Source organism: Clostridium tetani (assembly GCF_900167265.1).
In the GTDB taxonomy this organism is placed as follows: Bacteria; Bacillota; Clostridia; order Clostridiales; family Clostridiaceae; genus Clostridium_G; species Clostridium_G tetani.
Map to the genome: position 1 here is coordinate 1 of NZ_FUWT01000024.1, position 21906 is coordinate 21906.

The window sequence follows — 21906 nt, forward strand, 5'->3', positions numbered from 1 at the left end:
CGACTTGCATGTGTTAAGCACGCCGCCAGCGTTCGTCCTGAGCCAGGATCAAACTCTCAATTTAAAAGTTTAGTCTTTATCAACTATATATAATTGATAAAACCTTGCTCAATTACTATTTTTTGATTCTCAATAAGAATCGACTGGCTTATTTCTCTGTTTAATTTTCAAAGACCTATTTGTCTGTCGCACTCAAGCGACTTTTACAGTATACAAGTTTTTTTTAAACTTGTCAACACTTTTTTAAAATTTATTTTTAAATTGTGTTGTTTACCTCGTCGCCATCTCTCGACGACATGTGTTATTGTATCAAATTTATTCTTCAATTGAAATGAACCTTTCTTTATTATACCTAATTAAATAGGTTTTTATCCATATTTCTCTGAAATTTGATATTTTTCTTATGCTGATACACTAGACTAAGTTGTTGTTAATTTTATGCAATAAACACAGAATATCATTAATTTTTTACTTATTATATATAAATTATTATTAGTTTTTCTTGTTATCATAGTATATATAGTTTAAACTTTTACCTATATATACGTAAGTTTTTTATAAATATAAAATGGAGGTGCTTCATTTAAATGAAAAATAAAAATAAGATTAAACTAACTATCTTCATTATAGTAATTATATTTTTTGCATATAATAAAGTTCTTAATGATAAAAATATATCTTTACCTAATATGGACAAGAGTATTGAAAAAATGTCTAGGAAAACTATAACTAGAGATGCTGTAGTAAAAAAGATTCAAGAAAAGCAAGATTTAATAACTATGGAAGTAGAATTAAATAATAAAGTTATATTAGATGATAGTTGGGGTAATCTAGATATATTTAAAAAGGTTATAAGTATAGATTTTTATGGAACTGGAATATATACTGTTGATTTAGCTAAACTAAATAGGGAAAATGTACTTATTCAACCTTCAAAAACAATAACTATACGAATTCCAAAACCCAAAGTTAAATCTATAACTTTAAATGAAGATAAAACTACTTTTAAAACAGAAAATGGATTATTTAGATTTGGAGAAATAAAAATTACTCCTGCTGAAAGTCAGATTTTAAGTAAAAAAGCAAAAGAAAAAATGAATGAACAATTAAATGAAAAGCATTTAGTTGAATCTGCTTTATCTAAAACTAAAAAATCTATTGAAAAGAGTATTCAATCTATTCTCCTTCCTTATGAAAACTATAATATAGTTATAAAATTTATAGATGGTTAATTAAAAAGCAATTATTATATAATCAAATTTTCATATTGCTAACTTATTAAAAAAATAGGTATACCAAATAATTTCAATCATTTGATATACCTATTTAAAATTTAAACAGAATATGTGCTTAGTTTTATTTTAGTCAATTTAAATTACTTTACCTTAAAACTAATCTACCGTAGCAATTTAATTTAAATAAAACTATTAAGAACTATTTCTACTTTTTATAGATACCTATCTCCCTTAACCCCTTCTAATCAAATTAAGAAACTAAAAGTAGAAATTTCTTAAATACTATATTCTGTTGTTATATTTATTATTTAATATATGATTAATGTATATTAATTTATTACTTGTTCACTATATAATTTAACATTGATCAAAACCTTTTACAATAGTGTCATAGTAATCAATTTTACATACTTCATTTTCAAAGTTAATGCAATTTCTACAACTTTTATTGTCAAATTCCCCTGTTGAAGATTGAATTCCATCATAATTAGCTCTATATCCTGGACATGACTCGGCTACAGCCATCATTTCATATGCGTTTCCCATATATAATTCCTCCTTAATTTCTACTTATAATTTCTTTAATAGGATCAAATAAATTTCTTATACATCTTTCTTCAATAAAATACTTACAGTTTTCACAACTCTCTGTTAATGTTCCCCCATATTTCGATATAATTTCAGACATAAAAGGACTATAACTATCACAATTTTCTGCTACTATCATTTTCAGCTCTTCTATTCTCATATGTAATCACCTTCTTATTTCTAGGTTAATAATATTATTACCAAAAACTCTAGAAAAATTCAAAAAAATATTGCCATTATATAACGGCAATATTTTTAAACATATAAAATTGATTCTGTCTCTGTACAATACTTAGTTACAATACATTTTCCTAAATTTCGTGGACAATTTTTACATATACAGTTTTCTAAATTTCCATCGCATTTCTTATTTATAAACTCAGGACAACTTTTACAATTATTTTTATTCATTATATTATTAAACCTCCTGTTGGACTTTATATCTACTTCAACTTCAAACTCTTTATAATTCTTTTTTGAATTTGATCTATTTTCTTATTTTTATACCTTATCTCATTGGTTGGACAAATATATATACATCTTAAACACATCATACATTTACTATGAAATACTACATGTCCATTTTCAAAAGTTATATTATTTTGAGGACAATTTCTAAGACAAAGTCCGCATCTTATACAGTTTTCTGAGCTACTTAAGTTCTTTGATAAGTTATGTAGATAATTATTAAAATGCTTACTAGCTATTTTAGATAATGTAACTCTAATCTTATTTACTTTCTCTTTTATATATTTTTCTCCTATAAAATTATTAACTGTATTCTTGACTTTTCTTTCACAACTTAATAATATTTCATGGATTTCTTTTGATGAAGCCTTTTTCCCAATAGAAAAATAAAAATTATTAGTCATCTTAAACATTATTTTAGAAACTACAGTATAATTCTTATTTTCTATTTTGCTTTCTATAACGTTTAATGCACTAGCTTTTTTAGTCCCTTGAGTAGAATATAGTATAGTTTTTATTTTATTTCCTTCCGGTAAATTATTTAAAAAAGTATCCACTATTTTAGGATGTAATTCACCATATATAGGTGTACCAACAACTAAAAAATTATATTCACTAAGTTCCATATCTTGCTTTTCTTCTATATTTATAATATCTAACTCTATATTTTTCATATTAAAATAATATTTAAATTTATCAGCTATCCATTTTGTATTCCCTGTTCCACTAAAATAACATAATACCCCTCTCATTAAACCCCTACTTTCTCTATTTATATATCAATACCATTCCTTTTTATCACATATTTATTAATATTTATATATATTTTTATTAAATATTTCTGAAATTAAATTAGAAATTAAAATTTTTTAAATTTTTCTATATTATTTTAAATTATTTGTAGACACTTTTAAAATAATACTTTAAAATATTAAATAAGTCTATATTTTAAAGTATTAGTCTATTTAAAATTATTACATTAAATTAGCTCGTCATATTGTCAACTTACTATCAATTTCTTATATATTTATCTTTAAAATGTCCGTGTAATATTTAAATACTCAATTTCATAAAAATAATTTAATTCTACGGAGGAAGATATGAAAAATTCTCTTATTTATAACTATAGAATACTTTTACTTTATTTTGCCTGTTTTATAATTTTTGCTTTTACAATAGATACGCCTATATCAATATTTACAGGTTTGAAAAATATTATTCTTCAGCCTGACATACTTATAACCGATTATTTAGAGATAAGTGGTATAGGTGCTTCTTTTGTAAATTCCGCAACTCTATGTATTATATACATTTTAATCTTAATAAGATTAAAAGTTAAATTAAGTGGATCAATTGTAGCCGGATTATTCACTGTTTGCGGTTTTTCACTTTTTGGTAAAAATTTACTCAATGTCTGGCCTTTGTTTTTAGGTACTTGGTTATATTCTAAATATCAAAAAGAGCCATTTTCAAAATATATATTAGTAGCTTTATTTGGAAGTACTTTATCTCCTGCAGTTAGCCAACTATCATTCTCTGGTCATTTTGAAACTTCTACTGGATTAATTATTGGAATTTCATTAGGAATATTTATGGGATTTATTCTCCCTCCAATATCATCTTACTGCTTAAAAATGCATGAAGGCTTTAATCTATATAATTCTGGTTTCGCAGCAGGGCTTGTAGGAACATTTATTATGTCCATACTTAGATCCTTTGGGATTAATTTCGAACAAAGACTTCTATGGTCTACTAAGTATACTACAGTATTATTAATCTTTCTATCAATATTATTCTTATCAATGATATTAGTAGGGTTTTGTTTAAATGATTTCAGCTTCAAGAATTTAGATAAAATCTATAAGCACTCTGGTAAACCAAATTCTGATTACTATTTGATATATGGAGAAGGAAGTAGTTTTATAAATATGGGTATACTAGGACTTATTTTCATGGTCTATATTTTAATAGTTGATGGTCCTTTAAATGGTCCTATTATAGCTGGTATATTTACAATTGTGGGTTTTGGTGCTTTTGGCAAGCATTTTAAAAATACCATTCCCGTTGTTTTAGGAACGGTTATTGCTGGCATATTAAATATTTGGTCTATAAATTCTCCTAGTATGTTATTAGCTACACTTTTTAGTACAACCCTAGCACCTATATCGGGATATTTTGGTCCAATCTATGGTGTAATAGCTGGATTTTTGCATACATGTATTGTAATGAATATTGGCCATCTCCATGCTGGATTAAATCTATATAATAATGGATTTTCTGGTGGTTTTGTAGCCATAATATTAATCCCTATAATAACTAATCTAAAAAAAGTAGATACTCAAAATGAACTTCAACTATAAAATAATGCTAGAAAGTCCTATCTTTTTAAAGCCAAGATAGGACTTTTTGCGTCATTATTTTATTTCACATTTATATGCTTTTTCACCCTTATAATCAATTTCTTTCAATACTTTTCTAACTACGTTTTTTCCTATCTCATCTTCACTCATTTGGCAAAGAGCATCTTCTATATGCCCCCAATTTACCCATTCTACTTCCTCAGATTTATCTATTACTCCTGACTTATATTCAGCCATAAATGTTAACATTATTATTTCTTTAGATTTTAAGTACTCACTTCCTAAATATTTTATGTTTTTCACTTCTATTCCCGTTTCTTCCTTCACTTCTCTATACACAGTTTCTTCTACTGTTTCACCGTTTGTAACATATCCTGAAACTAAAACCTTGGAATTTTCAAATATGTAACTTTGCTTTAAAAGTAGTATTTGGCTTTCTTTTAGTACAGCAACTACAACACATGGTTTGGGTGTATCAAAATACATTGTATCATCTATTGGACAATACGGTACTCCCCCTTCATCCCAACTATATTTTTCAATTAATTTATTTCCACACTTAGGACAATATTCATATTTCATAATTTATTGTTCTAGAATTTAGAACATCCACCTCCCTTTATGATTTACTATAGTATAACTTTAACTTCTTTTTTTAAAGTTATAAAATCTTCATCCACATCACATTCATATGCAAAAATATCAACTCCCGCTTTGTGTGCTGACACTAAAGCTTCTGAAAAGTTTTTATCCATTTCTATATTAGGAGTAAAATACTTTACATCCTTCATCTGTATTAAAAATAACACTCCTGCACCTATGCCTTTATTTTTAACATCTATTAGCTCTAAAATATGTTTAGTTCCTCTTTCTGTTGGAGCATCTGGAAACTTTGTTACTCCCCCATCTTCTAAAGTAACTCCTTTTACTTCTAAATAATATTCCTCTCCAGAATCATTACCTAGTTTAAAATCAAATCTACTATTACCATAGGTTTTTTCTCTTTTTATTATATTATATTTTTTTAGTTTTTTTATATTTCCCAATTTAAGTGCTTCCTCAACTACTTTATTTGGTATTTGAGAATCTATATTTATAAATTTACCATTTTTATATCCACCAATTAAGTCATACTTAGTCTTTCTTGTAGGATTACTCTCTTCTCTTAAAACTACTGTTGTTCCTGGTATTAATATTTCTTTACATCTTCCAGTATTCGGAACATGAACCATGATTTCTTCATTATCTACTTTTACATATGCTTGAAATCTATTAGGTCTTTTAATAAATTCAGCTCGTTTAATATTCTTTTTTATAATCATATTATCACCATTACCTTAAAATACTCACATTTAGATTGTGCTTTATTAACATTATCCACATATTCATTTTAACATATAATCTATTATAATAATTATTAAAATAAAATAACCTCTTTATAATAATTTAAATTTTATCTGGTCTTTTTCCATTGAGAACATTTTTAATTCCCCTAAAAAATATTTATATTAAATTGAAGTATTTTCACCATCCCAAACTATGTTTCTATATTTACCTGGATCTGTGTCACCTTCTGTACTTATTAAAAGAACTCTTGAATTTTTATTTAAATCAAGTTTTTCTCTTAATTCTTTATAATAGTCTCTCTCCATAAGTAAACTTATAACCCCAACACCTACTGCACCTGATTCTCCTGATATTATTTGATTATCTCCTCTTAATGGACTTGCTAAAATTCTCATTCCTCTAGCTGAAACATAATCTGGACAGGATAAATATCCATCTGAATAATCTCTTAATATTTCCCAGCCAATACTATTTGGTTCTCCACAAGCTAGTCCTGCCATTATTGTTGGCATATCACCTGTTACTATATGTGGCTTTCCATCATTAACTTTAGCTGATTTATATATACATGCTGCATCATCAGGTTCAACTATAACTGTTATTGGTCTTTCTTCACCAAACTTTGAAGCTAAATATCCTTGTATAGCTGATGCAAAAGATCCTACTCCAGCTTGTAAAAATACATGAGTCACATTATTTATTCCTGATCTTTCTAACTGCTCAATAACCTCATGTATTAAAGTACCGTAACCTTGCATTATCCAAGTTGGAATATCTTCATACCCTTCCCAAGCAGTATCTTGAATAACTATCCATCCATATTTTTTAGCCATTTTATCAGCAAGTCTCACTGCATCATCATAATTACCATCTATTATGGTGGCTTCTGCCCCCTCCTTTCTTATATTCTCTAATCTAATTTGAGATGAACCTTTTGGCATATATACTACAGACTTTTGCCCTAATCGATTTGCAGCCCATGCTACTCCTCTTCCGTGATTCCCATCCGTTGCTGTAACAAAAATAATATCTCCTAATTTTTCTTTTACTTCTTTTGATTTTAATTTTTCAAAAGATATTTCTGATATATCTATATCTAACTTTTTAGCTAAATACTTTCCTATTGCATAGGCACCCCCTAATACTTTAAAAGCATTTAATCTAAATCTATAAGACTCATCTTTTAGAAATATATTTTTAACTCCCAGATGCTTTGCTAAGTTGTCTAATTTATGCAATGGAGTAACTTCATACTCTGGAAAACTTCTATGAAAATTTCTAACTTTATTTATTACTTCATCAGAAATAAAATCTGTATTAGTCTTTTCTGATATATTACCTCTTGCTTTATTATTTAGTATATACTTTATCGCTTCATTTACACTCATCTCTCATACCTCCAAAATATATATTTAGTTACTTTTATTTAATAGCAATATACATACCAATTAATAAATTTATTTGAAATTTAAATAATGTTTATTTATCATTTCCCTAACTTATCTATTTATTACCTATATTTAAATAAAATATAAGTTTATTTATTTAGATTATTTCATAAATAAAGCTATTATCAAAATGATAATAAATATCACTTTGATAATAGCTTTTCAAATCGTATGTATTCAATTATATTACAGATTATTTATTGTTTTTATTATTATTTTGATAAATTATATTCTTCTATTTTTCTATATAAGGTAGCTATACCTATTCCTAATTTTAATGCTGCTATTTTTTTTCCTTCAGTAGACCACCCACATATATTTAAAGCCTCATATATAGCTCTTTTTTCTAATTCCTTTAAAGTATGAATTTCTGTACTAATTTTCTCCTTTTTTAACCTCTCATATAATATATTTTGAGGTAGTATATCTTTTGTTAAGATTCCATCTGGCCTCATCATATTCACCATAAACTCTATAGTATTTTCTAATTCTCTAATATTTCCCGGCCAATTATATGAATAAAAAATCTGCATTAAATCCTCATCTATTTTTATCTTTCTAAATCTTTTATTAAATAAATTCAAATATTTATCTAGAAAGTATTCTGTAAGCATCTTTATATCCTGTAACCTATCTCTTAGGGGTGGAGATTCTATAGGTATTACGTTTAATCTAAAATATAAATCTTCTCTAAATTTGTTTTCTTTTATCATACTTATTAAATCTTTATTCGTAGCAGCAATTACCCTTACATCTATATTTACAGCCGTATTTGAACCTATCCTTATAACCTTTCTTTCCTGTAATACTCTTAGTAGTTTAGCCTGAAGAAATAAAGGCATATCCCCTACCTCATCTAAAAAAATAGTTCCTCTATTTGCTAATTCAAATTTCCCTATTCTACCCATAGAGTCTGCCCCAGTAAAAGCTCCTCTAACATATCCAAAAAGTTCGCTTTCTAAAAGGGATTCTGGTATAGCAGCACAATTTATTGCAACAAATGGATTTTTGATTCTATTGCTCTCATTATGAATTGCTCTAGCTATCATTTCTTTACCTGTGCCACTTTCACCTGTTATTAATATTGTAGATATAGAAGACGCTACTTTTTTTATTGTTTCTTTTAATTTTAATACTTTCTTAGAGTTTCCTATTATATCATTACAATTTATATGTTTTTCAGCTCCTGAAAGTTTATTTATCTTTTCTTTAAATTCTTTTAAGTCATGAAAGAAAAACATTCTATCGTACCTTGTCTCATTTAAATTTACAGGATAAATACTACCTAATAAATTAAATTGTTCATTCTCAATAGTAACTATATATTCCTTAAATTCTAAAATACTGTCTCCTATATCTTCTATAGAGACTTTATAACCTTTGCCTTTACTTGATATATTTAGATATTTTAAAGCATTTTGGTTTATATGTGTAATATTATCTTCTTTATCTAATATTAATACTCCTTCTTCAACTTTATCCACTATGGTGTTTAATAATTGAATTAAGTTTTCCTTCTTCTCTTCTTCCTTTTTCTCGTGCGCAGCTATACTTATAAACTCAGATATTTGTCTTAAGAAAGCCATATGAATATCAAATTTGTTTAATAGGTGTTCCTTTTGTTTTTCTTCAAAACATATTAGTCCTATAACTCCAATAATTTTGTTATTTAATTTTATAGGGCTACTCATTTCAAACTTTTCACCACAACTGTCTCTACTAGGACATGGTATACAAAGTTCGTCTTTTCCTGGATTATAAATTATTTGATCTTTTCCATGTTTTAAAACCTTTTTATATACATATCCTTCTTTAGACATATCTTCATTTATTTTATTTTTAAATATACCTGTTCCTGCTATTCTTATTAGATTTTCATCTACGATTTCAACTTCTACTTGGAGTATCTGTGAAATAATATTAGCATACTTTATAACTGGGGCTTGTATACCTTTTAAGTAAGAACCCATTAATTATATCTCTCCTTTAATTTAAAGAAGTAAACTAAAAATAATTAAAAATATTACTCCTGGCACTCCAAAAAATCCTGCAATTAAGGCTGTTACTGCGTTTATACCTATTTGCAGATTAAAAATCCCTCCTATCATATTTACAAGCACTAGCAAAACTGCACCCATAATTCCATTTAGTATTAACTTAGTTAATACAGCTAATGGCCATGCAAATATTTTTACTATTATAACTAGACCTAGTATAGCAACTAAAAAGTATCCTATATATTCCAAAGTCATCCCCCCAATATTACTTAATCTATTTATATTAATTGCTTAATTGAATTATACAACATTATTTCCTTTAAAAATATAATTATATTTTATTTTGATATTTTGTTCTTTGGCTTTATTTAAAAAATACATATATTTTGATTTAGCAGCTTGTTCTGAATATATTGCATAATCAATAAGCTCTTGTTCTTTTGCCATTTCAAAGAACATCCTTGCTTTTTTTATTTCTTCTTCCGCTTCCATAATACATCTTATTATATCCTTTTCTTCTTTTGAATAGTTTTTATCCCTCTTTAATACTTCCATAATTCCATTATCCATGTATAATACCTCCTACCCTTTCCTACTTTATATGTTTATGCTATTTACATCCTTGACATGAAGCAGAAGGTTTATTCAAAATAAATACTTAAATTAATTTCTAAGGAGGGATTATCCTCACTTGTATTGAATGAACAATTAATGGAGTAAGTGTTACATTGTTAAAAGGGGGAATGAAATTATGGAAAACTTAATTTTAAAACTAATTTCAGCTATTAACCTGATACTACTTGGTACATTTTTAACCTGGGAATATAATAATCTTAACTTGAATATATTCATACTATTAATATTTATATTGTTTGGTAATTGCACTAAACTTACATTTATCAACAAAGATAATTTTTATCTGTGTTAATTACTATTAATCACATCTTTACTACTAATGCATATATTATTTAATTCCTATATTTTTTTCAAAATCAATTTTAGAATTTGAACCATATGCATCGATAGAGGGTGTAACTGGACTATCCTTTCAAATGATTGGATATATTTTATCTATTATATTCTTATGTAAAATAAACCTAACTTTACATAAGAATAATTAATTATAAATTAAAAGCAGGAATCATAATTTTATATTATAATCCTGCTTTTTTATATATTTACTATATTTCTTTTCTACCTTCTAAAGCTTTTGCTAAAGTAACCTCATCTGCATATTCTAAATCTCCACCTACTGGTATACCATGAGCTATTCTTGTAACTTTTGCTCCTAAAGGCTTCAAAATTTTAGATATATACATAGCCGTAGCTTCCCCTTCCACATTAGGATTAGTAGCTACAATTACTTCTTTTATTTCTCCATTTATTCTTGAAATAAGTTCTTTAAGCTTTATATCATTAGGACCTCTTCCTGCCATTGGTGAAATTGTGCCATGTAATACATGATACATTCCATTATATTCTCTCACTTTTTCCATAGTCATTATATCCTTTGGATGTTCTACTACACATATAGTATTCTTATCCCTATTAGGATTACTACATATAGCACAAGGGTCCTTATCAGTAAAATTTCCACATACAGAACAATACTTTATTGTTCCTCTAGCTTTAATAAGAGCATTTGCAAATTCCTCTACTTCTTCTCTAGGTAAATTTAAAACATATAAAGTTAGTCTCTGAGCTGTTTTCTTCCCTATGCCTGGAAGCTTTGCAAATTCTTCTATAAGTTTTTCTATTGCTATTGGATAAAATTCCAAATCACATCCACCTCAGTTTTGGGTATATTAAAACATTCCTGGCAGGTTCATTCCCCCAGTTAACTTTTTCATTTCGTTTGCAGTTTCGTGTTCAGCTTTCTTTAAAGCTTCATTGCATGCAGATAATATTAGATCTTCTAACATTTCCACATCATCTGGGTCAACTACTTCTGGTTTTATTCTTATATCTACAATTTCTTTTTTTCCATTGGCTATAGCTGTTACTGCGCCACCACCTACACTTGCTTGGAATTTTTTATTTTCTAATTGACCTTGCATTTCCTCCATTTGTTGTTGAAACTTTTGAGCTTGCTTCATTAAGTTATTTATATTTCCACCACCAAAATTAGGTACTCCTCCTCTTGCCATTAAAATACTCCTCCTTATTAATTTCTTTTATTATTTTTCTAAGGTTGATATACAACCTATAAACTTATTTTACACTATTCTTCTATTATTTCTACTATGTTTTCTCCAAAAGTATTTTTAAGAACTTGCTCTGGATCTTTTTCTATCACTTCATCTTTTTCATCTTCTATTATATATTTTATTCTAACTTTATCTTTTAGTACCTGTGAAAAAATATTTTCTACCATTTCACTATTATTTTCTTTCTCTAACCTCTGTTTATTAAAAGCATATTCTTTGCCGTACATAAGTGTGATTTCTCCATTTATACATTTTAAAGGCACAGCTGTCATTAATGATGCATATATTACCATAAGTCTTTTACCCTTAAATGTTTCCAATATGTCTTTCCAATACTTTCTTACCATATCTATATTAACTTTTGAATCTGGATTAAATTGCTCTATAGGTCTTACCATATCTTGATTTTTTGAACTTTTAGCTTGATCTGACTTCATTATATTATCTTTTTCAATTTCATTTTTATATTGAGATTTACTTGATGTTATATTTTCACATGATACTTTTATTTCCCCTGATTTCATGACTTCTTCTAACATATTCAATCTGGATAAAATTATTTCTTTTGAAGTATCATACTCTATTTTACACATTTTTATGATAGCTAGTTCAAGATATACTCTACTTTGCTTTACCCATTTTGATTGTTCTTCAGCCTCTTGGAGTATTCTAATAAATCTCATTATTTCTTCTACTCTAACTTTTTCACTTTGTTCTTTTAAAAGAGCTATATTTTCTTCCGACATATCTAGAACTTCATAGGGATTTTGACTTACTTTGATAATTAATAAATTTCTCATATGTAATATTAAGTCCTTTATGATATTATTGCTATCCTTTCCACTGAATATTACTTCTTCTATTATTTTTACACATTCCTCAATGTCCTTTTTTATTATACTATCTGTAAGCTTTATTAAATTTTCATTAGTAATAAGACCTAATATGGATACTACATCTTCGTATTCTACTCTTCCATTACCTGTAGAAATAACTTGATCTAACACTCCTAAAGCATCCCTCATAGCACCATCTGATATTCTAGATATTAGTCTTAAGCTATTATCATCTGCAAAAAATCCCTGTTGAGTTATTATAAATCTTAGTCTCTGAAATATATCCTCGCTCTTTATCCTTTTAAAGTCAAATCTTTGACATCTTGAAAGTATGGTTATAGGAAGCTTTTGAGGATCTGTTGTAGCCAATATAAATATTACATTAGATGGCGGTTCTTCTAATGTTTTTAAAAAGGCATTTACCGCTCCAGTGCTTAACATATGTACCTCATCCATTATGTATACTTTATATTTAGCTTCTCTAGGTGGATAATAAACTTCCTCTATTATACTTCTTATATTATCTACACTATTATTAGATGCAGCATCTAACTCCTCTATGTCTATTAACATATTTGAGTTTATTTTTTTGCATATTTCACATTCATTACAAGGTTCTCCATCACGTAAATCAAGACAATTTACGGCCTTTGCAAGAATTTTAGCTGTAGATGTTTTACCAGTTCCTCTAGTTCCACAAAACAAATATGCATGAGCTATTCTTTCATTCTTTATCTGATTTTTTAAAGTTATAGTAATATGTTTTTGTCCGATCACATCTTCAAATGTACTAGGCCTCCATTCTCTGTATAAAGCTGTATAGGCCATACAATTCACCTCTTAAAATAAGCATTTATTATAAAAACTGATTTTTACTTTCATTATATTTATATCCTATATTCATCAATTTTTCCACTATAACTTTCTCATCTAAATCATAAGTAGATATTAAATCCTTTAAATTCTTAAATTCATCACGAAGTTTTGTATTAATTAAACTTAATAATATATTGGGATCCATGTTTATTATACTATCTTTATCCAATAAAAAACACCTCATTTTTATTCTATGAATAATGAATAATTTATGGAAAAATCCTTTAATTAAAAATGAACATTGAAATTTTATATGATTAATGTATTAAAAATTTTTCAGAATGATAATTCAGAAAAATTATCCATTACTTGTTACTAAATAAAGTTCCAGTAATGTAAAAAATCGCACAATAAATTGCTTTATTGTGCGTGTATATCATCAATTATAAAATTTAAACCGTGCACCCCGTTTCGACTTATAGCATATGAACGTTACCTATACAGTTAACTCAAACCAGGTTTATCCACGGCACACGAAAATTATCACTTACCGCTGCTTCCTTCCGGACCTGACGGGTTTCATGAGTTTCCGTTGCGTGGGACCCAATTCTCAACGCCACTTATATAGGTCAGACCCCACATAGTATAGCCTCAAATCGAGGAATTCAACCCTGCTATAGCGGATTGCAGGTACAGGGCACCGCTAACTCCCCGTCTAGCACGGCAAAGTCTTAATGGCGGAGAGAGAGGGATTCGAACCCTCGGTAGAGTTGCCCCTACACACGCTTTCCAGGCGTGCTCCTTCAACCTCTCGGACATCTCTCCATGACTTACTCATGAATAATAGTATTCATTTATTAACACATGCTTCATTATACTACATAACTAATATAATTTCAACATGTATTTTAAAAAAGTTATTTCATATTTTATTATTACTATTTACAATACTAAAATATTCATTTAAAAGCCTGTCCATATATTGGCTTATCTTTAATATTTCTTCATTCTTTTCTAAATCATCTATATCACATGAAACCTCATTTAACATGTCTCTAGCATAATCAATTTCTTTTTCTATGTCTATAATTTTATAAACTTCAATTTCTTTTTCAGGGATAGTATCTTTTTCTTCACAAGGAATTAAATAATTTTTTCCCATTTAAAATCCTCCTTTATATCTGGTGGATATTAAATAATTCTTATATATAGTATAACATTATTGTAATTTTAAGTAAATATTTTAATTTCTACAAAAATCATTAATTATAATATAACCAATATGCTTTTTCTTTTAATTTCTATATTATTCTACAATAATTATTCTTAATAAATATTTATATTGTTGTAATTTGTTCTAATTATTTGATTTTATAATTTGTACTCGTATTAAAAATCCCTCATAATCTAAAATTGTTCTTATAAAATTTTGTATATTAATAGCCCTTTTATCACTTTTAAATATTATTTCATTGAAATCATGCTCTATTATGACTTTACCACAACTTTCTTTCTTATAAAAACTTTTATATTTTATATCCTCATTATTGTCTTTTATGTTAAATTTATTTATAAGTGCTTCATTAATGTCATCATATATTTCGTTAAATAATTTTTCTTTCTCACTTAATTCATATATTTCATATTTATATGATCTAATTTTACCCTTGTTTATACCTGCATGTTCATAATAAAAATTATTTTTTTCTATATCTTTTTTAAATGATACTATTATTCCAAAATAATCTTTAGGTATTTGATAACTCTTATATATTGTATCCGATAGTATTTTAGCATTGTTGTCCATATATTTCTTATCAAAGCAATCGTATTCTATCTTTAATGATAAATTATACTTATTTCTATATATCAATAACATATCTTTCATTAAAAAATTATTCTTATCTTCTTCTTTCATATTCACCTGCAATTCCCCCTAATCTTTTAATATATATTTCTACCCCATTATATTTATTCCTTTTTTATATATTGTTAAATATAAAAACTTACCTTCTAACTTTAACTTAAAAGGTAAGCTCTTAATCATTGGCGGAGAGAGAGGGATTTGAACCCTCGATACAGTTGTTACTGTATAATGGTTTTCGAGACCACCACCTTCGACCTCTCGGACATCTCTCCATATTTATCTTCTACTATAAAAAAATTTCTTTAGTAATGTACTACTTTCTTCATCATATAACCAATTTATATTTATATTTGTATTTAGATATTTATTTTGCGTTAAATTTATAATAGTGCCACAGGCCCCTGAATTGGGATCAAACGTACCAATATATACTTTATCCATTCTGGATCGTATTATAGCGCCCGCACACATAGGACAGGGCTCTAATGTAACATACATATGACACCCATTCAATCTCCAATTATTAATACTTTTGCACGCTTCTCTTATAGCTATTATTTCTGCATGAGCTAATGGATTTTTTGATTTTTCCACTAGATTATGTCCTCTACCTATTATTTTGTTTTCTTTTACAATCACAGCACCTATTGGTACTTCATTTATATTTAATGCTTTTCTAGCTTCTAAAACCGCTTCTTTCATAAAATATTCTACCATATAAATACTCTTTTCTATAAAATAGACTCTATAGTATAAAAAGTGATTGTAAGCATATTCTAGATAATTTTACTTTAACGCTTAAAATCACTTTATTTAATCCTAACTATTATAGCAACATAAATTAGATTTGGTGCGCCCGAGAGGAATTGAACCCCTGGCACGTGGTTTAGGAAACCACTGCTCTATCCAACTGAGCTACGAGCGCAAATATTATACCCTAACATCCATAAGTGTATTATAATTTATTTTTTTTGTCAACATAGAAAAAGTATAATAATTTAATATAATTTAGCTTTATTATATTAAACTCGTAATAATATACATTTAACAAGCACTTTAAATAAAAAGTAAATGAAAGGGAATATCTCAAAATAAGAGTATTTTTATAATAAGACATCCCATTTGATTTATGATTCTATTCCTTTAAGTATATAATCCATAAGACTCTCTGCCACTTCATCTATTTTTTCTTTATCTTCATTTATTAATTCATATATTGATGCAGAGCATAACATACCAAATACTGCATATGCCATAAAATAGGTTTCACCCTTTTTTATACCTCCTTCATCTACAGCATCTTTTATATATTTTTCTATATCTTTTATATATTTTTCTATTTTTTCTCTTATCTCAGATTGTCTTATTTCACTTCCCCACAATTGACTCATTATAACTTTAAAGAAATCTCTATTTTCATATACCACACTAAGCTGAGCTTTACATACTGCTTTTAATTTGGAAATTGAATCACTATCTTGTTTGGATATATCGTCTAACTTTTCAGATATGATATTCATTCCTTCATTGATTATAAACTTAAATATTTCTTCTTTGCTTTTAAAATGATAATATAAAGTTCCTTTAGCTACATTAGCTTCTTTTGCTATATCATCCATAGTTGTTCCGTTATATCCATTTTGGGAAAAAATCTTTATTGCCGCCTTGAATATAAGTTTTTTAGTTTTATTCATAATTTATCAACTCCGAACTCAATTACTTATAACTATATTATATACTATATACTATTTTATATATTTCAATTATATTATTGATAATTAAACTATATAAACTATAATTATATTATCATAATTTATAATATTAGGAGGGAAAAATGATTAAATTTTATAATAGAAAAACTAAATCCTACGAAATAGAAAAAATTTCTGGTGAAAAGCTCCTTAATTGGCTATATAATTCTAAAAACATTAACTTTTTAGATATTGTTACAAAAAAGAAATTTTTTTCTTACATCTATGGACAATACTGCGATAGTAAACTAAGCACATTAAAAATAAAATCTTTTGTGAATAATTTTAATATAGATATGAATGAATCATTAAAATCTATAGGTGAATTTAACTCTTTTAATGATTTTTTTACAAGGAAATTAAAATCAAATTCTAGAACTATATATGGTAATAAAAATATTTTAATATCTCCTGCTGATAGCAAAGTTTTAGCCTTTGAAAATATAGATATAAATAAAATAATTCAAGTTAAGGGTTCAAATTATTCTTTTAAGGAATTACTAAATTCTGATAAGTTATGTGAACAGTATAAAAACGGAAGTTGTATTATATTTAGACTATGCCCTACAGATTATCATAGATTTCATTTTATAGATAGTGGTATATGTACAAAAACAAATAAAATTAATGGATATTATTATTCTGTAAATCCAATAGCCTTAGAAAAAATCCCTAGTTTGTTTTGTAAAAATAAAAGAGAATGGAGTATTTTAAAATCTAATAATTTTGGAGATATATTATATATGGAAGTTGGTGCAACTTGTGTTGGAACAATAGTTCAGACTTATACTGCAAATAAAGAAGTTTCAAAAGGACAAGAAAAAGGTTATTTTAAATTTGGTGGTTCTACAGTAATATTGTTTTTTGAAAAAAATAAGGTATCTATAGATAAAGATATACTAATGCAAAGTAATTTAGGCTACGAAACTAAAGTTCTAATAGGTGATAAAATAGGAAAAAAATTTTGTAGTAAATAAAAATATAAGTATAAATTTATTAAATGACCTCATAGATTTGTATGGGGTTATATAAGTTATAAAACTTATATAAATTCTATAAGGTGTAAAAAAGGGGGCAAAACGTGTATTTGAATAAAATAAGAAACCTAGCAATCATTGAAATTACTAGGTTTGTGGTACACCGGAGAGGATTCGAACCCCCGACCAACTGGTTCGTAGCCAGCTACTCTATCCAACTGAGCTACCGGTGCATATTATATATAACTTTTTAAAAAATGCACCTAGTGTACCTAGGTGCTATGGCGGAGAAAGAGGGATTTGAACCCTCGCGCCGGTTACCCGACCTACGCCCTTAGCAGGGGCGCCTCTTCGACCTCTTGAGTATTTCTCCAAGCTCTACTTTCTAAATATATAAAATTGGCGGAAAGAGTGGGATTCGAACCCACGGTACGGTCACCCGTACGCCGGTTTTCAAGACCGGTGCCTTAAACCAACTCGACCATCTTTCCACTTTTGATGACATAAACGATTATATCAGTATTTAACCATATTGTCAATATATATTTCAAGTTTTTTTTATTTTTTAGAGTTTACCTTCAATATTAAAGGTAAACTCTATATTTAATTAACATAAATTATTATTTTATTACATCTTTTCCGCCCATATAAGGTCTTAATTTTTCTGGTATAATAATAGTTCCATCAGCCTGTTGGAAATTTTCTATTATAGCTGCAACTGTTCTTCCTACTGCTACCCCAGAACCATTCAATGTATGCACAAAATTAGGTTTATCTTTTGGATTTTCTCTATATTTTATATTAGCACGTCTTGATTGGAAATCTTCGAAGTTACTACAGCTTGATATTTCTACATACCTATTATAACTTGGCATCCAAACTTCTATATCATATTTTAATGCAGCAGTAAAACCTAAATCGCCTTTGCATATCCTTACAACTCTATAAGGAATTCCTAATCCTTGTAAAACATCTTCTGCATCTTTTGTTAACTTTTCTAATTCTTCATAGGATTGCTCTGGTTTAGTAAATTTAACAAGTTCTACTTTATTAAATTGATGCTGTCTTACAAGACCTCTTGTATCCCTTCCTGCTGATCCTGCTTCTGATCTAAAGCATGCACTATATGCAACATGTTTCATTGGTAAGTCTGATCCATTTAATATTTCATCTCTATATAAATTTGTCACTGGAACTTCTGCTGTAGGTATTAAAAAATAGTCTTGTTCTTCAAGTCTAAAAGCATCTTCTTCAAATTTAGGAAGTTGACCTGTTCCTGTCATACTCTTTCTATTTACCATGTATGGTGGAAGAATTTCTGTATACCCATGCTCATCTATATGAGTATCTAAATAATAATTTATTACCGCTCTTTCAAGTCTAGCACCTAATCCCTTATAGAAAGTAAATCTTGAGCCTGTTACTTTACCAGCTCTTTCAAAATCTAATATATCTAAATTTACACCTAAATCCCAATGGGCTTTAGGCTCAAATTCAAATGTTGTAGCCTCGCCCCATCTTCTAATTTCCACATTATCTTCATCTGAATCCCCATTAGGAACATTTGGATTTGGTATATTAGGTATTCTTAACATTATATATTCTATACTTCCATCAATTTCTGATAATCTTTCATCTAATTTTTTTATTTTCCCCGCAAGTTCTTTCATTTCAGCCATTATGTCATCTACATTTTTACCTTCTTTTTTAAATTGAGGTATTTTAGCTGATTCTTGCTTTCTCTTATTTTTTAATGATTCAACTTCTACTAATATATTTCTTCTTTCTTCATCTAATTGTAGTACTTTATCTATAACAGATACATCAAAATCTTCACCTCTACCTGCCAATGCCTTTTTTATTTCTTCTGGATTACTTCTTATTCTTTTTAAATCTAGCATATATGTACCCTCCTATATTTTTATATTAAAAAAAGCCCCTCGTGCCCTTAAAGGGACGAAAGACTCCGCGTTGCCACCCTAATTGATTAACTTGTAAAATTAATCCTCTTTAAAATAAGCTTAACGTGCTTAACGTACTGTTTATTATCACAATCCCTCCAAGGTGGATTCACAAAATAAATAGTTTCAGTTCTCACCAACCACTGAATCTCTAAAGACTTTTATATTGCTACTAGCCTTTTCATAGGTTTCAATATCAAATTAACCTTTATTATATATTTTTAGTTTACTATTGTCAAATTAATATTTATATTTTTCAATATTTTTTGTGCATACTATGTCTACACCTGTATTTAATAAATTATGACACACCACATCTCCTACTTTTATAGGAGCACCTACATGAAGCATACTTAACGCCTTAGAACAATCCACCCATAATGACTTATCAATAGGTTTACTGCTTTTTACTGGAACCACATTATAATTATCTGAACCCTTAATTCTAACTATAGTAGTAAAAATATCTTTATTGTTTTCCTTCTCTTTTTTTGCATATTCGATTCCTTTTTCACACTTATGTCCCTTAATTTCTACATACTCTCCATTTTCTCCATATATATCAATAGACATAATACATTTATTACTACATTCTTTACATAAAAAGCTTTTAACCATAGTATCACCCTTTATCTTAATCAAATTCTTTTATTCTTGCCCCCACTATTATAGAGCTCTTAGAATCCTTTACTATTTCAGTTACCTTTTTATTTGTTTCCCTTGCAAGTATTTTTATAATTTTATTTAGGCAACCAGATCCCCGGCACTCTCCATAGGTCGCCCCCGTTCTTCTTTTTATACCTTCAAGGGTTCTAGCTCCTAGAGGTCTTCTAATTGCATCTATTATTTCTCCTTCTGATATCTTTTGACACTTACAAATTATATTTCCATACCTTTTGTCCAATTTTATTATCTTATCTATCTCTTCATTTGATAGATCTCTAAATCTATAGACTTCTCTTCTTTTATCTATAAAATCCTTTTTTAATATAGAATTTAAATTATTTACAACTGTTTCACATATCATTTTTGCTATAGCTGGAGTTACAGTAACTTCTCCATAGTGTTTACTTAAAATTTTTATATATCCTGTATCTACTAAACTTTCATCTATTATAGCACTTTCTTTATAAAATGGTTCCTGATAGAATATATCTATTTTTTCTTCTTCTAGATTTGAAACTACATCCTTAACCTTACCCAATGCTTCAGTATAAGATAAGGATTTTTTTGACTTTAATATCAATATAGTATTTCCTTGCAATGAATGAACTTTAAATAAATCTTCTTCATCTTTTCCTAGTATAAACAATAAATTATTATGTTTATAATTATGTTCATCGTTTAATATAAAGTAATTTAGATATCCCTCTGATTTTCTTAAATTCTTAGAAGTATCTATATTATAATTTTGTCTTGGTGTAGTATTTATAACCATTTTACAAGTAAACTTATTTTTATTTGTTACAACTCTAAATCCTTTTGTAATTTTTTCTATATCTAATACTTCTTCTTCTAATCTAAATTTTACTCCATTGTCAAAAGCAATTTCTCCATAAGCTATTGCCAAATCATAAGGACATATTATACCTGTATTTTTTGAATATAAGGCTTTTTTAACTTCTACATTTAAATATGGTTCCAAATCTTTTACATCCTCTTTTTCCATTAAATACACATCATTAATTTGCCTGTCTTCAGATCTTTTATATATATTATGCAGCTTTCCTACATCTTCTTCATTTTGTGCTATTAATATAGAAGGTCTCCTTTTAAAAGGGACATTAATTTTAGGACAAAGTTCATCTAAAATTTTGCTCCCCATCATTTCTAATTTAGCTGTTAAAGTATCTTTACTCTCTACTCCATCATATACTATAGAAGAATTAAATAGCGCAACATCGTCTGCAATATCATAGTCCTTTTCTATTAAAGCTATATTTAAACTATATTTAGACAGTTCATAGGCTATAGCACATCCTACTATGCCCCCTCCTAATATAAGTACATCATAATCCACTACTTTCATCCCCTTCGGTAAATTAATG

The 21906-nt window shown here is 27.5% G+C and carries 24 protein-coding genes, 6 tRNA genes, 1 rRNA gene, 1 other RNA gene and 1 other annotated feature; of the genes, 3 read left to right on the plus strand and 29 right to left on the minus strand.

What is annotated here, in order from left to right:
• A 16S ribosomal RNA gene (locus tag B5D21_RS13130) occupies positions 1-64 on the minus strand; the annotation flags it as partial.
• Positions 65-587: 523 nt separating this feature from the next.
• On the opposite strand from B5D21_RS13130, the gene B5D21_RS13135 reads away from it, so the two are divergent.
• The gene (locus B5D21_RS13135) at positions 588-1232 is read left to right on the plus strand and encodes a DUF4230 domain-containing protein (protein ID WP_011098394.1); all 645 of its coding nucleotides are present in this window, start codon (positions 588-590) and stop codon (positions 1230-1232) included.
• Positions 1233-1592: 360 nt separating this feature from the next.
• Here the strand turns inward: B5D21_RS13135 and B5D21_RS13140 are convergent, their stop codons facing one another.
• The 4 genes from B5D21_RS13140 to B5D21_RS13150 all read right to left on the minus strand — a co-directional run bounded on the left by B5D21_RS13140 (position 1593) and on the right by B5D21_RS13150 (position 3043).
• A complete protein-coding gene (locus tag B5D21_RS13140) occupies positions 1593-1781 on the minus strand; it encodes a hypothetical protein (protein WP_035111922.1) in 189 nt (62 codons plus the stop codon).
• 13 nt (positions 1782-1794) lie between these two features.
• Entirely contained in the window at positions 1795-1983 is a 189-nt protein-coding gene (locus B5D21_RS13145; RefSeq protein ID WP_035111925.1) for a hypothetical protein, read from the minus strand.
• Positions 1984-2078: 95 nt separating this feature from the next.
• Positions 2079-2234 carry a hypothetical protein gene (locus B5D21_RS14210; RefSeq protein WP_035111929.1) on the minus strand — a complete coding sequence of 52 codons (156 nt, stop codon included), beginning with the start codon at positions 2232-2234 and terminating at the stop codon, positions 2079-2081.
• A gap of 32 nt (positions 2235-2266) precedes the next feature.
• Positions 2267-3043 (minus strand): EFR1 family ferrodoxin, encoded by a 777-nt coding sequence (locus tag B5D21_RS13150; RefSeq protein ID WP_011098395.1) that lies wholly within the window; start codon positions 3041-3043, stop codon positions 2267-2269.
• Between the two features lie 348 nt (positions 3044-3391).
• Between B5D21_RS13150 and B5D21_RS13155 the strand changes: the two genes are divergently transcribed.
• Positions 3392-4651, plus strand: coding sequence for a DUF1576 domain-containing protein (locus tag B5D21_RS13155; protein WP_011098396.1), 1260 nt, complete (start codon positions 3392-3394; stop codon positions 4649-4651).
• A gap of 54 nt (positions 4652-4705) precedes the next feature.
• Here B5D21_RS13155 and B5D21_RS13160 read toward each other — a convergent pair whose 3' ends face one another.
• The 18 genes from B5D21_RS13160 to B5D21_RS13245 form a co-directional block, all read right to left on the minus strand.
• Positions 4706-5233: an NAD(+) diphosphatase gene (locus B5D21_RS13160; protein ID WP_011098397.1), complete on the minus strand. Its 528-nt coding sequence runs from the start codon at positions 5231-5233 to the stop codon at positions 4706-4708.
• Between the two features lie 47 nt (positions 5234-5280).
• Positions 5281-5973: a DNA/RNA nuclease SfsA gene (gene sfsA, locus B5D21_RS13165; RefSeq protein ID WP_011098398.1), complete on the minus strand. Its 693-nt coding sequence runs from the start codon at positions 5971-5973 to the stop codon at positions 5281-5283.
• Between the two features lie 186 nt (positions 5974-6159).
• Entirely contained in the window at positions 6160-7386 is a 1227-nt protein-coding gene (gene dpaL, locus B5D21_RS13170) for a diaminopropionate ammonia-lyase (protein WP_011098399.1), read from the minus strand.
• Positions 7387-7658: 272 nt separating this feature from the next.
• Positions 7659-9416, minus strand: a complete 1758-nt coding sequence (locus B5D21_RS13175; RefSeq protein ID WP_011098400.1) for a sigma 54-interacting transcriptional regulator — start codon at positions 9414-9416, stop codon at positions 7659-7661.
• A gap of 21 nt (positions 9417-9437) precedes the next feature.
• Positions 9438-9698, minus strand: coding sequence for a pro-sigmaK processing inhibitor BofA family protein (locus B5D21_RS13180; RefSeq protein WP_035111941.1), 261 nt, complete (start codon positions 9696-9698; stop codon positions 9438-9440).
• 45 nt (positions 9699-9743) lie between these two features.
• The gene (locus B5D21_RS13185; RefSeq protein WP_046655435.1) at positions 9744-10013 is read right to left on the minus strand and encodes a DUF2508 family protein; all 270 of its coding nucleotides are present in this window, start codon (positions 10011-10013) and stop codon (positions 9744-9746) included.
• 611 nt (positions 10014-10624) lie between these two features.
• Positions 10625-11221, minus strand: a complete 597-nt coding sequence (gene recR / locus B5D21_RS13190; protein ID WP_011098401.1) for a recombination mediator RecR — start codon at positions 11219-11221, stop codon at positions 10625-10627.
• 27 nt (positions 11222-11248) lie between these two features.
• Positions 11249-11590, minus strand: coding sequence for a YbaB/EbfC family nucleoid-associated protein (locus B5D21_RS13195; protein ID WP_011098402.1), 342 nt, complete (start codon positions 11588-11590; stop codon positions 11249-11251).
• Positions 11591-11664: 74 nt separating this feature from the next.
• Positions 11665-13314: a DNA polymerase III subunit gamma/tau gene (gene dnaX, locus B5D21_RS13200; RefSeq protein WP_035111949.1), complete on the minus strand. Its 1650-nt coding sequence runs from the start codon at positions 13312-13314 to the stop codon at positions 11665-11667.
• 28 nt (positions 13315-13342) lie between these two features.
• Positions 13343-13531, minus strand: coding sequence for a DUF4250 domain-containing protein (locus B5D21_RS13205; RefSeq protein WP_052040450.1), 189 nt, complete (start codon positions 13529-13531; stop codon positions 13343-13345).
• 228 nt (positions 13532-13759) lie between these two features.
• An RNA gene (gene ffs, locus B5D21_RS13210) (signal recognition particle sRNA large type) lies at positions 13760-14026 on the minus strand.
• Positions 14027-14037: 11 nt separating this feature from the next.
• Positions 14038-14127, minus strand: a tRNA-Ser gene (locus B5D21_RS13215).
• 97 nt (positions 14128-14224) lie between these two features.
• Positions 14225-14464 (minus strand): Spo0E family sporulation regulatory protein-aspartic acid phosphatase, encoded by a 240-nt coding sequence (locus tag B5D21_RS13220; protein WP_035111952.1) that lies wholly within the window; start codon positions 14462-14464, stop codon positions 14225-14227.
• 195 nt (positions 14465-14659) lie between these two features.
• The gene (locus B5D21_RS13225) at positions 14660-15226 is read right to left on the minus strand and encodes a hypothetical protein (RefSeq protein ID WP_035111953.1); all 567 of its coding nucleotides are present in this window, start codon (positions 15224-15226) and stop codon (positions 14660-14662) included.
• 123 nt (positions 15227-15349) lie between these two features.
• A tRNA-Ser gene (locus B5D21_RS13230) sits at positions 15350-15441 on the minus strand.
• A gap of 4 nt (positions 15442-15445) precedes the next feature.
• Positions 15446-15886, minus strand: coding sequence for a nucleoside deaminase (locus B5D21_RS13235; protein ID WP_011098405.1), 441 nt, complete (start codon positions 15884-15886; stop codon positions 15446-15448).
• 131 nt (positions 15887-16017) lie between these two features.
• Positions 16018-16094, minus strand: a tRNA-Arg gene (locus tag B5D21_RS13240).
• Between the two features lie 202 nt (positions 16095-16296).
• On the minus strand, positions 16297-16863 hold the full coding sequence (locus B5D21_RS13245) for a TetR/AcrR family transcriptional regulator (RefSeq protein WP_011098406.1): 567 nt from the start codon (positions 16861-16863) through the stop codon (positions 16297-16299).
• A gap of 140 nt (positions 16864-17003) precedes the next feature.
• On the opposite strand from B5D21_RS13245, the gene B5D21_RS13250 reads away from it, so the two are divergent.
• Entirely contained in the window at positions 17004-17897 is an 894-nt protein-coding gene (locus B5D21_RS13250; protein WP_011098407.1) for a phosphatidylserine decarboxylase, read from the plus strand.
• 156 nt (positions 17898-18053) lie between these two features.
• On the opposite strand, the gene B5D21_RS13255 is transcribed toward B5D21_RS13250, so the two are convergent.
• The 6 genes from B5D21_RS13255 to B5D21_RS13280 all read right to left on the minus strand — a co-directional run bounded on the left by B5D21_RS13255 (position 18054) and on the right by B5D21_RS13280 (position 21878).
• A tRNA-Arg gene (locus B5D21_RS13255) sits at positions 18054-18130 on the minus strand.
• Positions 18131-18179: 49 nt separating this feature from the next.
• A tRNA-Ser gene (locus B5D21_RS13260) sits at positions 18180-18270 on the minus strand.
• A gap of 27 nt (positions 18271-18297) precedes the next feature.
• Positions 18298-18388 (minus strand) — tRNA-Ser (locus tag B5D21_RS13265).
• Positions 18389-18517: 129 nt separating this feature from the next.
• Positions 18518-19798 carry a serine--tRNA ligase gene (gene serS, locus B5D21_RS13270; RefSeq protein WP_011098408.1) on the minus strand — a complete coding sequence of 427 codons (1281 nt, stop codon included), beginning with the start codon at positions 19796-19798 and terminating at the stop codon, positions 18518-18520.
• Between the two features lie 48 nt (positions 19799-19846).
• Positions 19847-20052, minus strand: a binding site (T-box leader).
• A 46-nt stretch (positions 20053-20098) separates the two neighbouring features.
• Positions 20099-20476, minus strand: coding sequence for a DUF1667 domain-containing protein (locus B5D21_RS13275; protein WP_035111958.1), 378 nt, complete (start codon positions 20474-20476; stop codon positions 20099-20101).
• 16 nt (positions 20477-20492) lie between these two features.
• Positions 20493-21878: an NAD(P)/FAD-dependent oxidoreductase gene (locus tag B5D21_RS13280; protein WP_035111954.1), complete on the minus strand. Its 1386-nt coding sequence runs from the start codon at positions 21876-21878 to the stop codon at positions 20493-20495.
• Positions 21879-21906 lie beyond the last annotated feature (28 nt).

Coding starts and splice junctions, on each gene's coding strand:
- B5D21_RS13140 (WP_035111922.1), bottom strand. CDS start 1,781: ATGGGAAACGCATATGAAATGATGGCTGTAGCCGAGTCATGTCCAGGA.
- serS (WP_011098408.1), bottom strand. CDS start 19,798: ATGCTAGATTTAAAAAGAATAAGAAGTAATCCAGAAGAAATAAAAAAG.
- B5D21_RS13185 (WP_046655435.1), bottom strand. CDS start 10,013: ATGGATAATGGAATTATGGAAGTATTAAAGAGGGATAAAAACTATTCA.
- B5D21_RS13150 (WP_011098395.1), bottom strand. CDS start 3,043: ATGAGAGGGGTATTATGTTATTTTAGTGGAACAGGGAATACAAAATGG.
- dnaX (WP_035111949.1), bottom strand. CDS start 13,314: ATGGCCTATACAGCTTTATACAGAGAATGGAGGCCTAGTACATTTGAA.
- B5D21_RS13155 (WP_011098396.1), top strand. CDS start 3,392: ATGAAAAATTCTCTTATTTATAACTATAGAATACTTTTACTTTATTTT.
- B5D21_RS13175 (WP_011098400.1), bottom strand. CDS start 9,416: ATGGGTTCTTACTTAAAAGGTATACAAGCCCCAGTTATAAAGTATGCT.
- B5D21_RS13135 (WP_011098394.1), top strand. CDS start 588: ATGAAAAATAAAAATAAGATTAAACTAACTATCTTCATTATAGTAATT.
- B5D21_RS13250 (WP_011098407.1), top strand. CDS start 17,004: ATGATTAAATTTTATAATAGAAAAACTAAATCCTACGAAATAGAAAAA.
- dpaL (WP_011098399.1), bottom strand. CDS start 7,386: ATGAGTGTAAATGAAGCGATAAAGTATATACTAAATAATAAAGCAAGA.
- B5D21_RS13245 (WP_011098406.1), bottom strand. CDS start 16,863: ATGAATAAAACTAAAAAACTTATATTCAAGGCGGCAATAAAGATTTTT.
- B5D21_RS13160 (WP_011098397.1), bottom strand. CDS start 5,233: ATGAAATATGAATATTGTCCTAAGTGTGGAAATAAATTAATTGAAAAA.
- B5D21_RS13180 (WP_035111941.1), bottom strand. CDS start 9,698: ATGACTTTGGAATATATAGGATACTTTTTAGTTGCTATACTAGGTCTA.
- B5D21_RS13145 (WP_035111925.1), bottom strand. CDS start 1,983: ATGAGAATAGAAGAGCTGAAAATGATAGTAGCAGAAAATTGTGATAGT.
- sfsA (WP_011098398.1), bottom strand. CDS start 5,973: ATGATTATAAAAAAGAATATTAAACGAGCTGAATTTATTAAAAGACCT.
- B5D21_RS13195 (WP_011098402.1), bottom strand. CDS start 11,590: ATGGCAAGAGGAGGAGTACCTAATTTTGGTGGTGGAAATATAAATAAC.
- B5D21_RS13275 (WP_035111958.1), bottom strand. CDS start 20,476: ATGGTTAAAAGCTTTTTATGTAAAGAATGTAGTAATAAATGTATTATG.
- B5D21_RS14210 (WP_035111929.1), bottom strand. CDS start 2,234: ATGAATAAAAATAATTGTAAAAGTTGTCCTGAGTTTATAAATAAGAAA.
- B5D21_RS13235 (WP_011098405.1), bottom strand. CDS start 15,886: ATGGTAGAATATTTTATGAAAGAAGCGGTTTTAGAAGCTAGAAAAGCA.
- B5D21_RS13220 (WP_035111952.1), bottom strand. CDS start 14,464: ATGGGAAAAAATTATTTAATTCCTTGTGAAGAAAAAGATACTATCCCT.